At 59.7% G+C, this 13,294-nt stretch carries 13 protein-coding genes; 10 read left to right on the forward strand and 3 right to left on the reverse strand.

Annotated elements, in window-relative coordinates:
* Positions 1-44 precede the first annotated feature (44 nt).
* On the reverse strand, positions 45-1,250 hold the full coding sequence (locus tag ACR0AO_RS02300) for a multidrug effflux MFS transporter (RefSeq protein WP_480599436.1): 1,206 nt from the start codon (positions 1,248-1,250) through the stop codon (positions 45-47).
* A 182-nt stretch (positions 1,251-1,432) separates the two neighbouring features.
* Here ACR0AO_RS02300 and ACR0AO_RS02305 point away from each other — a divergent pair, with 182 nt between their 5' ends.
* The 4 genes from ACR0AO_RS02305 (at position 1,433) to ACR0AO_RS02320 (ending at position 4,411) form a co-directional block, all read left to right on the forward strand.
* Positions 1,433-2,965, forward strand: coding sequence for an acyl-CoA carboxylase subunit beta (locus ACR0AO_RS02305; RefSeq protein WP_480599439.1), 1,533 nt, complete (start codon positions 1,433-1,435; stop codon positions 2,963-2,965).
* A 45-nt stretch (positions 2,966-3,010) separates the two neighbouring features.
* Complete coding sequence (locus tag ACR0AO_RS02310; RefSeq protein ID WP_480599442.1) at positions 3,011-3,409, forward strand: cupin domain-containing protein; 399 nt, start codon at positions 3,011-3,013, stop codon at positions 3,407-3,409.
* A complete protein-coding gene (locus tag ACR0AO_RS02315; RefSeq protein WP_480599444.1) occupies positions 3,406-3,891 on the forward strand; it encodes a DUF6497 family protein in 486 nt (161 codons plus the stop codon). The genes ACR0AO_RS02310 and ACR0AO_RS02315 overlap by 4 nt, the downstream gene beginning before the upstream one ends.
* Before the next feature lie 166 nt (positions 3,892-4,057).
* Positions 4,058-4,411, forward strand: a complete 354-nt coding sequence (locus tag ACR0AO_RS02320; protein WP_480599447.1) for a hypothetical protein — start codon at positions 4,058-4,060, stop codon at positions 4,409-4,411.
* Between the two features lie 86 nt (positions 4,412-4,497).
* Here ACR0AO_RS02320 and ACR0AO_RS02325 read toward each other — a convergent pair whose 3' ends face one another.
* Positions 4,498-5,640 carry a DcaP family trimeric outer membrane transporter gene (locus ACR0AO_RS02325; protein WP_480599450.1) on the reverse strand — a complete coding sequence of 381 codons (1,143 nt, stop codon included), beginning with the start codon at positions 5,638-5,640 and terminating at the stop codon, positions 4,498-4,500.
* Positions 5,641-6,290: 650 nt separating this feature from the next.
* Here ACR0AO_RS02325 and ACR0AO_RS02330 point away from each other — a divergent pair.
* Both ACR0AO_RS02330 and ACR0AO_RS02335 read left to right on the forward strand, forming a co-directional pair.
* Positions 6,291-6,491 carry a hypothetical protein gene (locus tag ACR0AO_RS02330; protein ID WP_480599453.1) on the forward strand — a complete coding sequence of 67 codons (201 nt, stop codon included), beginning with the start codon at positions 6,291-6,293 and terminating at the stop codon, positions 6,489-6,491.
* 123 nt (positions 6,492-6,614) lie between these two features.
* Positions 6,615-8,660 carry an ATP-binding protein gene (locus ACR0AO_RS02335; RefSeq protein WP_480599456.1) on the forward strand — a complete coding sequence of 682 codons (2,046 nt, stop codon included), beginning with the start codon at positions 6,615-6,617 and terminating at the stop codon, positions 8,658-8,660.
* 101 nt (positions 8,661-8,761) lie between these two features.
* Here ACR0AO_RS02335 and ACR0AO_RS02340 read toward each other — a convergent pair whose 3' ends face one another.
* Positions 8,762-9,208, reverse strand: coding sequence for a DUF4174 domain-containing protein (locus ACR0AO_RS02340; protein WP_480599460.1), 447 nt, complete (start codon positions 9,206-9,208; stop codon positions 8,762-8,764).
* Positions 9,209-9,502: 294 nt separating this feature from the next.
* Between ACR0AO_RS02340 and scpA the strand changes: the two genes are divergently transcribed.
* From scpA to ACR0AO_RS02360, 4 genes are all read left to right on the forward strand, one after another.
* Positions 9,503-11,629, forward strand: coding sequence for a methylmalonyl-CoA mutase (scpA, locus tag ACR0AO_RS02345; RefSeq protein ID WP_480599465.1), 2,127 nt, complete (start codon positions 9,503-9,505; stop codon positions 11,627-11,629).
* The gene (locus ACR0AO_RS02350) at positions 11,622-12,107 is read left to right on the forward strand and encodes an MAPEG family protein (protein WP_480599468.1); all 486 of its coding nucleotides are present in this window, start codon (positions 11,622-11,624) and stop codon (positions 12,105-12,107) included. Before scpA ends, ACR0AO_RS02350 begins: the two co-directional genes overlap by 8 nt.
* A 64-nt stretch (positions 12,108-12,171) precedes the next feature.
* Positions 12,172-12,774 carry a VOC family protein gene (locus ACR0AO_RS02355; protein WP_480599471.1) on the forward strand — a complete coding sequence of 201 codons (603 nt, stop codon included), beginning with the start codon at positions 12,172-12,174 and terminating at the stop codon, positions 12,772-12,774.
* Positions 12,771-13,259, forward strand: coding sequence for an N-acetyltransferase family protein (locus tag ACR0AO_RS02360; RefSeq protein WP_480599474.1), 489 nt, complete (start codon positions 12,771-12,773; stop codon positions 13,257-13,259). The genes ACR0AO_RS02355 and ACR0AO_RS02360 overlap by 4 nt, the downstream gene beginning before the upstream one ends.
* The last annotated feature ends 35 nt before the right edge of the window (positions 13,260-13,294 follow it).

Below are 13,294 nucleotides of genomic sequence, written 5' to 3' on the forward strand. Positions count from 1 at the left end.
TACTCGGTGAAAGGCTAACTTTGCAAATCGTCCGGCGCAAGCGGTCAAAGGCCAAGCTGCTTTTCTCGCCAAATAACAACGCTGATCGCGAGAATGGCGAATACGGACGTGGCAAACATCAGCCAAAGCAGGGGCAGTGTGCCGGTTTCAGGCGTCAGCAACTGCCCCGCGAGTGCGCTCAGTGCCGCGCCACCGCCCAGCATGATCGCACCGCTCAGGCCCGAGGCCGTGGCCGCAAGATGCGGGCGAACCGAAAGAGAGCCGGCGGTTGCATTGGGGATCGACATCCCGTTGCCAAGGCCGACAAATGTCATCAGGCCAAAGAAAGAAACCGCACTATCCGCACCCAGGAACGTAATCAGAATGGACAGCGAAATTCCCAGGGTATTCAGCCAGCAACCCCAAAGCACCATGCGGTTCACCCCAACGCGCATCGAGAAACGGCCGCTCAAGAAGTTGCCGAAGAAATACCCGAGCGCGGGCGCTCCGAAATAGATGCCGACCTGTGCGGGATTCAGTCTGAACACCTCGGACCCCACAAAGGGCGCGCCGCCGAGATAGGAAAAAAACGCACCGGACGAAAACCCGCAGGCGAGCGCATAACCCCAGAAACGTGGCGATTTAAGCAATTCCGGATATTCCCGGAACTGTTGCACCAGGGTCTTGCCGCTTTTGAGAGAGGTTTCCCCGAAATCCGTATAGGTCAGAAGAAAGGTCAGAGCACCTAGAATGAGCAGCAGCCAGAAATTGGCCTGCCAGCCAAGCGTCTCGTCCAGAAGCCCGCCGATGGCCGGACCGATCATCGGCACCACGGCCATGCCCATGGTGACATAGCCGAGCATCGAGGCGGCCTTGTCCTGTTCGTACATATCGCGCACTGCCGCCCGGCTGAGCACGACACCGACCGCGATCACGGCCTGGCACATACGAAAGAACAGAAAAATTTCCGCAGTCGGCGCATAGATGCACCCCAGCGTCGCCAGAAGGAACAGTGCAATCCCCCAAAGGATGACAGGGCGACGGCCAGCCTTGTCTGCAAGGGGGCCAATAATGATTTGCATGCCCGCATTAACGCCCAGATACACTGCCACAGACAGTTGCATGACCCGGTAGTCGGTCTGGAAATATTCGGTCATGTTGGGCAGGCTCGGCAGAAACACATTCATGCCCAATGCCGACAGCCCGGACAGCAAAACAAGCGTCGCCAGTGTTGGCGGGCTACGGTGAGTTTGGGCACTATCGAACTGCATGCTCTGCATTTACGGGAAAGGCGGCGCCAGTTCCATGTCGGTTGATGAGTTAATGTGTTAATTAACTAATTTGCATTTAGCATAGATTAAGTTGCCAACTATTTGCAAATTTGCCGAATTCTTCTTTGGGTGACGCGATACACACTATATGGTCCGGACAAATTTCAAAGGGGACAATCGCGATGAAAGACATCCTTGCCGAGCTCGAAGACCGCCGTGAAGCCGCACGCCTGGGGGGCGGGCAAAAACGGATCGACGCACAGCACGGGCGCGGCAAGCTGACCGCGCGCGAACGGATCGAGCTGCTGCTCGACGAGGGCAGCTTTGAAGAATTCGACATGTTCGTCGCGCATCGCTGTACCGATTTCGGGATGGAAGAACAAAAGCCTGCGGGCGACGGCGTTGTGACCGGCTGGGGCACGATCAATGGCCGCATGGTTTATGTGTTCTCGCAGGATTTCACCGTTTTCGGCGGATCCTTGTCGGAAACCCATGCCCAGAAGATCTGCAAGATCATGGATATGGCGGTGCAGAACGGTGCGCCCGTCATCGGCCTGAACGACTCGGGCGGGGCGCGAATCCAGGAAGGGGTTGCCTCGCTGGCAGGTTATGCCGAAGTGTTCCAGCGCAACATCATGGCTTCGGGCGTGGTGCCGCAAATCAGCGTGATCATGGGACCATGCGCCGGGGGCGCCGTGTATTCACCGGCGATGACCGATTTTATTTTCATGGTCAAGGACACCTCCTATATGTTCGTGACCGGCCCGGATGTGGTCAAAACGGTCACCAATGAGGTGGTGACGGCCGAGGAACTGGGCGGCGCGTCGACCCATACCAGAAAATCCTCCGTCGCCGACGGCGCATTCGAAAATGATGTCGAGGCGCTGGCCGAAGTGCGGCGTCTGGTCGATTTTCTGCCGCTCAACAACCGCGATAAACCTCCGGTGCGTCCGTTCTTTGACGAGCCGGGGCGGGTCGAAGCTTCGCTGGACACGCTGGTGCCGGAAAACCCCAATACCCCCTACGACATGAAGGAACTCATCACCAAAGTGGCGGATGAGGGCGATTTCTACGAAATTCAGGAGGATTTCGCCAAGAACATCATCACCGGTTTTATCCGGCTTGAGGGGCAGACCGTCGGCGTCGTCGCCAACCAGCCGATGGTGCTGGCAGGTTGTCTCGATATCGACAGCAGCCGCAAGGCCGCGCGGTTCGTCCGGTTCTGCGACTGTTTCGAAATCCCGATCCTGACTTTTGTGGATGTGCCGGGCTTTCTGCCGGGAACAAGCCAGGAATATGGCGGCGTGATCAAGCATGGGGCCAAGCTGCTCTTTGCCTATGGTGAAGCCACTGTGCCGAAGGTCACCGTGATTACCCGCAAGGCTTATGGCGGCGCCTATGACGTGATGGCCTCCAAACACCTGCGCGGCGATTTCAACTATGCCTGGCCAACTGCTGAGATCGCAGTGATGGGCGCCAAGGGTGCAACCGAAATCATCCACCGTGCTGATCTGGGCGATGCGGAAAAGATCGCCGCCCACACCAAGGATTACGAAGACCGCTTTGCCAATCCCTTTGTGGCGGCCGAGCGCGGCTTCATCGACGAGGTTATCATGCCGCAATCGACCCGCCGCCGGGTGTCGCGCGCCTTTGCCTCGCTGCGAGGCAAGTCGTTGAAGAACCCTTGGAAAAAGCACGACAACATTCCGCTGTAGAGACACAGGGTAGGGCGGGGTGAACCCCGCTCTATGGAGGATGACATGGCACAGCTTTGGAAAAATCAGGCCTTCACGATATCCCATCCGGACAGCTCTCCGTTTGCGGCCGATGGGCTGCGGGCGTTTTTTCAGTATCGGGATCTGGGGATCAGCGACGCCACCAATGCTAAATTCGGCGCCCATGTGATTCGGGCGGTGCCAGGGATGGAAAGTCCCGGAGAATGGCACTCTCACGAGCTCGATTTCCAGATGGTCTATGTCACCAAAGGCTGGGTCGCCTTTGAGTACGATGGGCAGGGGGAACATATGCTGCGCGCCGGATCTTGCGTATTGCAGCCCCCTGGCATCAAACATCGTGAGGTGCGGCACTCTGACGATATGGAGCTGATCGAAGTCACTTCTCCCGCAGCGTTTGACACACAGGATGAAACCGCGCCATGATCCGCGCCAACCGGCATGAGTCAGCGCGCGCCCATCGCGCAGCGCCAGCAGCCCCGGCAGGAGGAGTCCGTCACTGGCGGGGCCGGGGCTGCGGATTTCTGCTGGCCCTGCTGTCCCTGACCGCGAACACGAACGCCCTGGCCCAAGGCAGCCTGCCGGTCCCGTCCGGACAGGATGTCTGGCTGAGCGAGGTTCTGTTGGACACCAACCCGGGTGAGCTTTGGGTCCGCTTCCGCTTTGTTGCGCCCAGAATCGGATCAGAGCCCGGGCAGATCGGTCATGATGTGGCAACCAGCGACATGGATCACCTTTGCGACACGCTGGCGGTGCCTTACGTCGCCAAACACCGTTTGCAGCCGGTCCGCGTGATCATCTCGATGGCGGACCGCGAGATGGAATTCGGTCAGGCCCAACAGGCCGCAACCCAGTTTTTCGAAGCCTACAGGCTGGAAAACGCCGCCTGCGTGTGGGAGGGGCTTTGATGTCAAATGCAACCTCCGCACTGACTCCGTTCTCTTGTCGGGGCCAGACGGCTTTGAAAGCGAAAAACATGATGCAGACGATAACCGGGGATTTGATCCGGAATAAACCGAACACCAATATGGCGTTGCTATTACACGCGAAATTGCCGCGCAGGGAGGTTCGCCCATGCTGAAGCATCGTGGATTTCCAGGCCGCCTTCCCGGCACCGACTTTCAGTTCACAATTCGCCGGGGCAACCCCAAGGGGGTAACGCCGCTGACTCGCCGCGAAAGATATCGCGACCGCAAGGCCGCGGACCGTCGCGCGGACGCGGCCTTTGTCGAAGCCTTGTGGGAACATTTCGGCGATCAGCCTTTTGAACGCGGCAATCTGGATGCCGGGCGGCTGAGCTGGCTGTTCGGGCGCGAGGTCATCCCGGCCGAGGAACCGTTCGATGCCGCGAGCTATGATGCGCTTTTGGTCATCGATGTGGAGGCTGCCCGGCAGTCGTTTCCGGAAATCTTCGAAGGGAAGGGCTGACTGTGCTTCCTGGGACGACACATATTGGCCAATGTGCGAACTCCGCCATGACCCTGCCCGATCAGGGGCAGGGCCAGTATGTGGCGTCAGAAATTCAGTTGTGCGGCAAATTGAACACGGCTGCCGTCAAAGGTTTGCCCCGAGATCACGTCGTTTCGCTCGCCATAGATGTATTCGGCGCTGAGCGTCAGATTGTCCGTCGCCTTGTAGAAGGCGTTGACATGGATTGTCTCCAACTCGGTGAAGGACAGTGTGCCGGTCGAGGTTGGCAGGTCGTAATCTTCCCTGCCGTAGGAGACGCCGACATTCCATTTGGAGCCCAGATCCTGCCGAAGTTCGACGGTGTAGCCGTCCACATCGTTGGCCTGCGCGCCGACGATGGCATTGCCCAGACCGATAAGGTAGGGGCCAAGCGCTTCGCCGTTGACATAGTTGACCTGAAACAGGCCGCCCTGCCAGGGACGGACCGAGCCGGATACGGTAAAGCCCGTCTGATCGACCTCGACGGAACCGGACTGGGCCTTGCCATACAGTGCGGACGCGCGTGCAACATATGTTCCGTCGTTGTATTCGACGGCACCCGTCAGGACCGGATCGTCGGAATTCGATCCTCCGACGTTTTCCTCGACCGAAACACTGAAGGTCGTGTTGCCGCCGAATTTGTTGCTGAAACGGACCTGCGGCACCCGGGCGAAAGGAATACCAACCGGGCCATTGAATTCGACCGTTGTCGGATAGGTGTCCAGCGGCATGAAATTGGTCCAGGTTTGGCCGATCAGCCAGTTGTCTCCGATGCCGATATTTGCGTGACGAAGCCGAAGCTCGGCGGTGCCGTTGGAGGCAAACAGGTCATATTCAAGCTGGCCAGTGATTTCGCCGATATCGGTGAGCGTGGTGGTTCGAAGTCCCAGGCGCGATTGGCGCAAAGTGGCGCCGAACGTCCCGTCCGTGGCGGCGGACGGTTCACCGATCACGTTGACGAATGCGGTGTCGCCCTGATCGTATTCGAAGTCGTAAAAGAAGTCGGCTTTGACATAGCCATAGATATCGAGCGCGGTACTGCCAATCTTCAGATCTCCGGACGGGGCAGCGTTTTTGGAAGCTTCCAGAACCTCCACGCGAGCGCGCAGTTCGGCGATTTCCCCAGAGTCCTCAGCCAGCGCGGGAAGGGCAGCAAGCGCGCACGCCGAGGAAGCCAGCCAAAGGGCTGTTTTAGTCTTTACTATCATGTTGTTAGTCCTTGTTTTGCGAGTGAGCAAAACGAACGTTCCACGCAGTCTGCGAAGTGTGAACTCACGTTCCTGAGATCGTCTTTTGCGGATCCCTCACGGCAAGTTTATCGGTTGTCACAGTTTGCGCACGCGTCGGTGAGGTCGGTATGCAAGTTGTTAACAAATGAAAACTTTTCCGGCGGTCTCCGGAATTGCGCCTGTGATGTTGCCTTTACGGCAGTGTACGAGCGAATTGATGGTTTTGACAAAGAAGTGACGGCAAAGGCTGCGGACACCAATCAGCCTGGCCGTGGCGGTATCGGCGCAATTTTGCGTGCGGTGGCAAAGAATGGGCAGAAACTGGCCGGAATATATGTCGCCGAAAATGTCGTGTTGGCGGCGGGCCGCGACGAAGGCAAGGTGATCGGGCCGTGCGGCACGTCTTTGCCTGCGCCGCACTGGCACCTACTATTCCGTACCCCTTCCTTCAGCGGGCAGGTTGATGTTCCCCACATTGACCCGCCCGCTTTTTTCTGGTGGCCGAATTCCGCGGGAGCATGGCAAAGATTTGCGCATGGCGAAACGGCCCGTAGAATTGACTTGCGGAACCGGAAAAATCCCCTTCAACACACGCGTGAGCAGTCAAACTTTAATAGGGGATGGGACTCATGCGGAACATTCGGTTCATATCGGTCATTGCACTTTGTGCGGGGCTGGCCGCCTGTGGTGACACGAAAGGCGAACAGGCGCTCTTTGGCGGCAGCGCGGGCCTGCTGGGCGCGCTCGTACTGGACGCAGACCCGGTTGTCGGCGCTGCGGCCGGCGCGGCAGGAAACCTGCTGTATTGCGAAGTGCAGAAAAGCTGCTGACCGGCAGATTGTAATTCAGGCCGGTTTTTCCGGCCAATCCAAACCACTGTGGAACGCCGTTTCGGACCGAATTGTCCGAAGCGGCGTTTTGCATCTGAAACACCCCAAGACAAAGGACGTTCCATGTTCAACAAGATCCTGATTGCCAACCGGGGCGAGATTGCCTGCCGGGTCATCAAAACCGCCCGCAAAATGGGTATCGGAACCGTTGCCATCTATTCGGATGCCGACAAACAGGCGTTGCATGTGCAAATGGCGGACGAGGCCGTGCATATCGGCCCGCCACCCGCCAACCAGTCCTATATCGTTATCGACAATGTGATGAGCGCCATTCGCGAAACAGGCGCTCAGGCAGTGCATCCCGGTTATGGTTTCCTGTCCGAGAACTCGAAATTCGCCGAAGCGTTGGCGGCTGAAGGCGTGGCCTTTGTCGGCCCCCCGGTCGGCGCCATCGAAAGCATGGGCGACAAGATCACCTCGAAGAAGATCGCGCAGGAGGCGAATGTGTCGACCGTGCCCGGTTACATGGGTCTGATCGAAGACGCCGACGAGGCCGTGAAAATCTCCAACGAAATCGGCTATCCGGTGATGATCAAGGCCAGCGCCGGCGGCGGCGGCAAGGGCATGCGGATTGCCTGGAACGATGACGAGGCGCGCGAAGGGTTCCAATCGTCCAAAAACGAGGCGGCCAGCAGCTTCGGCGATGACCGAATCTTTATCGAGAAATTCGTCACGCAACCGCGTCACATCGAAATTCAGGTGCTCTGCGACAGCCATGGCAACGGTATTTATCTGGGCGAGCGTGAATGCTCGATCCAGCGCCGCAATCAGAAGGTGGTGGAAGAGGCGCCCAGCCCCTTCCTCGATCCCGAAACGCGCAAGGCGATGGGCGAACAGGCGGTCGCACTGGCCAAGGCGGTAGGCTATGCCAGCGCTGGCACCGTGGAGTTCATCGTGGATGGGGACAAGAACTTCTATTTCCTCGAAATGAACACCCGCCTGCAGGTTGAACACCCCGTCACCGAACTGATCACTGGGGTCGACCTGGTGGAACAGATGATCCGGGTGGCGGCGGGTGAGCCGCTGTCGATCACGCAGGACGATGTCAGCCTGAACGGCTGGGCCATCGAAAACCGGCTTTATGCCGAGGACCCGTACCGCAATTTTCTGCCGTCCATCGGCCGTCTGACCCGTTATCGTCCGCCTGCGGAAACCGCTGCTGGACCGCTGCTTGCCAATGGCAAATGGCAGGGCGATGCGCCCGAGGGCGTAGCTGCCGTGCGCAACGATACCGGTGTCTACGAGGGCGGCGAAATTTCAATGTACTACGATCCGATGATCGCCAAGCTGTGCACATGGGCGCCGACGCGCGAACAGGCCATCGAGGCGATGCGCGTGGCGCTCGACGGGTTCGAGGTCGAGGGTATCGGCCACAATCTGCCTTTCCTGAGTGCGGTGATGGATCATCCGAAATTCGTCGAAGGTGACATGACGACCGCCTTCATTGCCGAAGAATACCCTGACGGGTTCGAGGGCGTGACCCTGCACGAAGACGACCTGCGCCGTATCGCGGCCTCGTGTGCGGCCATGCACCGGGTGGCCGAGATCCGCCGCACCCGTGTTTCGGGCCGGATGGACAATCACGAACGCAAAGTCGGCACCCACTGGACCGTGAGCCTCCAGGACCATGACTACAATGTTGTGATCGCGGCGGATCAGGCGGGCTCGACCGTGACGTTTGAAGGGGGTGGTTCCTATCGCGTCGCCTCGGACTGGACGCCAGGGGACCAGTTGGCCACGCTGGATGTTGATGGCAGCCCGCTGGTTCTGAAAGTCGGCAAGATTCCGGGCGGGTTCCGCATCCGCAACCGGGGCGCGGACCTCAAGGTGCATGTGCGAACCCCGCGCCAGGCGGAACTGGCGCGCCTGATGCCCGAGAAACTGCCACCCGATACCTCGAAATTGCTGCTTTGCCCGATGCCGGGGCTGATCGTGAAGGTCGACGTCGAAGTGGGGCAGGAAGTGCAGGAAGGTCAGGCGCTGTGCACCATCGAGGCGATGAAGATGGAAAACATCCTGCGCGCCGAAAAGAAAGGCACCGTCGCCAAGCTCAATGCGGGTCCCGGAGACAGCCTGGCCGTCGACGAAGTGATCATGGAGTTCGAGTGACCGGGAAAACTTCGGTCTCTCGTATGGCATACAGGGGATAACACCGTGAAATGCGGCAGAACTACTTTGTCGGAACGTGATCGGATGATCGGACGCGAGGGTCAGTTGCTCTCGCGCCGCTCACGGATTTCTCGTTCGCGCATGGGGGTCTTGTCGATCGAACGGCTGATTTCCCGTACGCTCCACGGTGAGGGTTTGCGCAGTTTGACCACGCCGTCCTTGTCCACCAGAACCATCTGGAAACCGCGTGGACGCAGTTTGGCGCGTACTGCCGAGCGCGCCTTGGGGTCGGTATCGGTGAGCACCACAACATCGCGGTCGCGCAGCATGTCTTCACCTTCGCGCAGCATGTCGATCTGCTGCTGGAACCGGGGGTCGGCTGGCGTGTCGGCGAATATGACAATGGGCCGGTTCAACCATAGAAACTCGTCCAGGTGGCTGTCGCCGACCGGCCGGATCAAATCGTCGTTCTGCGTGGCACCACCATCCGCGGCAATCGCGGCAAACGGAATAAGCGCTGTTAAAACAATGGCTAGCGTTCGGGTCATTTGGTCTCCTGTCAGGTTGAATATAGCCTCTGATCGGGTGAATGCGACCGGTGAATTTCGAAGTGGCTTGAAATTTTTGGGCTGCGGGCGGGTTGCCGTGCAAGGCGGCACCAGAAATTTCCCTGTCGCGTCCCAGCGCTGCCCGGCAACCGAAAGCACAGACCCGAGCCATAACGCGCGATACGGACACGAAACGATTCTGCCGTGCGGACGGGCGGACCTTGCCCGCGCAGGATCGGAAAACAATAGGCAGCAAGCGACTGCCACAACCGGATTCGACAAGAGGATGACACAATGACCAAGACCGACGACTGGCGGGCGCTGGCCGAAAAGGAACTGCGCGGCCGATCCGTTGAAGATCTGAACAAGACGACTCTGGAAGGGATCGAGGTCAAACCGCTTTACACTGAGGCGGACACGGCCAAGCTGCCGCATATGGGCACATTGCCGGGTTTTGGCCCGTTCACGCGCGGCGTCAAGGCCACCATGTATGCAGGGCGCCCGTGGACGATCCGGCAATATGCGGGGTTTTCGACGGCCGAGGAATCGAACGCTTTTTACCGCCGCAATCTGGCCGCTGGCCAGCAGGGCGTTTCGGTCGCCTTCGATCTGGCCACGCATCGCGGCTATGACAGCGACCACCCGCGCGTTGTGGGCGATGTGGGCAAGGCCGGTGTGGCCATCGATAGCGTCGAAGATATGAAGATCCTGTTCGACGGCATCCCACTGGACAAGGTGTCGGTCTCGATGACGATGAATGGCGCGGTGATCCCGGTTCTGGCCAGCTTCATCGTTGCGGGCGAAGAGCAGGGGCACGACAAGTCCGTTCTGTCCGGCACCATTCAGAATGACATTCTGAAAGAGTTCATGGTGCGCAACACCTATATCTATCCGCCCGAGCCGTCGATGAAGGTCATCTCGGACATCATCGATTATACTTCGAACGAGATGCCCAAGTTCAACTCGATCTCAATCTCTGGCTATCACATGCAAGAGGCCGGGGCGAACCTGGTGCAGGAGCTGGCCTATACGCTGGCTGACGGCCGCGAATACGTGCGCGCCGCGACCGAGGCCGGGATGGACGTCGACAAGTTCGCGGGCCGTTTGTCGTTCTTCTTTGCCATCGGCATGAATTTCTTCATGGAGATCGCCAAACTGCGTGCTGCCCGCACGTTGTGGCACCGGGTGATGACGGATTTCGGCGCGAAATCCGAGCGTTCCAAGATGCTGCGCACCCACTGCCAGACCTCGGGCGTGTCGTTGCAGGAACAGGACCCTTACAACAACGTGATCCGCACCGCCTATGAGGCGATGAGCGCGGTTCTGGGCGGCACCCAGTCGCTGCATACCAACGCATTGGACGAGGCGATTGCGCTACCCACCGATTTCTCGGCCCGCATCGCACGGAACACGCAGCTGGTGCTGCAGGAGGAGACGGGTGTAACCGATGTGGTCGACCCGCTGGCTGGGTCGTACTATGTCGAAAGCCTGACCAATGAGTTGATAGACAAGGCCTGGGCCCTGATGGAAGAGGTCGAGGAGATGGGCGGTATGACCAAGGCCGTGGCCAGTGGCATGCCCAAGCTGCGGATCGAGGAAAGCGCCGCACGGCGCCAGGCGATGATCGATCGCGGTGATGAGGTGATCGTCGGCGTCAACAAGTACCGCAAGGAACAGGAAGATCTGATCGACATTCTGGATGTCGACAACGTCGCCGTGCGCGAAGCTCAGGTTGCGCGGCTGGAACGCATCCGCGCCACCCGGGACGAGGCTGCGTGCCAGGCGGCACTGGACAACCTGACCGCGACCGCCCGCAAAGGCGGCAACCTGCTGGCCGCCGCCGTCGAGGCCGCACGCGCCCGCGCATCCGTAGGAGAGATCAGCATGGCAATGGAAAAGGAATTCGGCCGCCACCGTGCCGAGGTAAAAACGCTGGCCGGTGTCTATGGCGCGGCCTATGAAGGCGACGAAGGCTTTGCCGCCATCCAGAAATCCATCGAAGAATTCGCCGAGGCCGAAGGCCGCCGCCCGCGCTTGTTGGTGGTCAAGATGGGGCAGGACGGGCATGACCGTGGGGCCAAGGTGATTGCCACTGCCTTTGCCGATATCGGATTTGACGTGGATGTCGGCCCGCTGTTCCAGACACCCGCGGAAGCGGCACAGGACGCCATCGACAACGATGTGCATGTGGTCGGTATCTCGTCGCAGGCGGCGGGTCACAAAACGCTGGCGCCGCAACTGGTCGAAGAACTTAAGAAAGCCGGCGCCGAGGATATTATCGTCATTTGTGGCGGTGTGATCCCGCAGCAGGATTACCAGTTCCTTCACGACCATGGCGTCAAGGCGATCTTTGGCCCCGGTACGAATATCCCGGACGCCGCGCAGGATATCCTGCGCCTGATCCGCGAAGCGCGTGGCTAAGCGTGGTGTCATTCTGACAGGTATGGCGGCGGGCGTTCTATGGGCGCTCGCCGTCGTCGCTTTTCCCTTGCGGCTGGATTTGCCGTTTCTGCCTCTGCCGATGGCGTTGCCGGCGTCGTTTCTTTTGCCGGGGCTGGTTCTGACCGCCATGATCGGGCGACTGGCGCAGCGGCGTTTCTTTGACGACGCGATCATTGACGGTGAACCGTTCGCCCCGGACTCTGGCGCCGATATCGACCAGCGGGTATTGACCAATACGATTGAACAACTGGTGCTGGCGCTGGCAGTCTGGCCCTTTGTCGCGCTGGTGCTTGGTGGGGCTCTGGCCGTGGCATTGGGGCTTTCTTTTGCAGTGATGCGGGTTTTGTTCTGGATTGGCTACCACCTGTCGCCGCCATTGCGGGCCTTTGGTTTTGCGGGAACCTTCTATCCGACTGTTGTGGCTGCATTGTGGTCGGGATTGGTCTGGCTCATCTGAGACCGCATCCGACGGTTGCACGCCAATTCCAATGCGCTAGGGTTCGCCACAGTGGAGGTACGCCATGCAACTGGACCACATCGCTGTCGCCGGGTCGACGCTGGAAGAAGCAACCGAGCATGTCGAGGCCGCATTGGGCGTCAAGCTTCAGGCCGGCGGGCATCACGACAAGTTCGGCACGTATAACAAGCTGCTGGGGCTGGCGAACGGGTTGTATCTGGAGGCCATCGCCGTCGATCTCGAAGCTGCTGCGCCCGACAGGCCGCGCTGGTTCGGTCTGGACGGGTTTTCCGGCAGACCGCGCCTGACGAACTGGATATGTCATGTGGCCGGCTTGGATGCCGTGCTGGCAAGCTTGCCGGACTCAGTCGGCAAACCCATTTCATTGTCGCGCGGCGATTTGCGATGGAGCATGGCGGTGCCGGACACGGGTGTTTTGCCGTTCGACAACCTGTTTCCCGCGCTCATCGAATGGCAGGGCAATTTGCACCCGTCCGGTATGCTGGCGCAAAGTGGCTGTGCGCTGAAGCGGTTGATCGTGTCTCACCCGCATGCCGACGACCTTTCCGGCCTTCTTGGACCGCTGCATTGGGTCGAAATCGTGCCCGGAGATCCCGGATTGCTGGCGGAATTCGATACTCCTCACGGAAAGCGGGTTCTGGAGTGACCGTCCGCAGCGCAAGACCCGGGGACGCCGTGGCCATTGCCGCCATCACCAACGTCATCATCCGCGACACGCTGATCACCTTCACGACAGCGGAACGCAGCCCGGAAAGTGTCGCGGCCGACATAGTAGCCCGAGGCGCGGCGTATCTGGTGGCCGAATTGAACGGCACGATTGCGGGGTTTGCCACCTATGGCCCGTTTCGCGGCGGGCCGGGTTATGCTCATACGCGGGAACTTTCCATTCAGCTCGCCCCGGACGCGCGGGGGCGGGGCTTGGGGCGTTCTTTGATGGAACAGCTCGAAAAACGGGCGCGGGCTGATGGTGTGCATGTGCTGGTGGCGGGCATTTCGGCCGCCAACCCCTCTGCGATCGCCTTTCACGCCGCCATCGGATTTCACGAGGTCGGCCGGATGCCGGAGGTGGGGCGCAAACGGGGGCAATGGCTCGATCTGGTGCTGATGCAGAAAATTCTGATCGAGGTATGATTCGCCGCACCTGACAGCGACCGCCATGAGGGCTA

It is taken from the genome of Ruegeria sp. AF8, assembly GCF_056541825.1.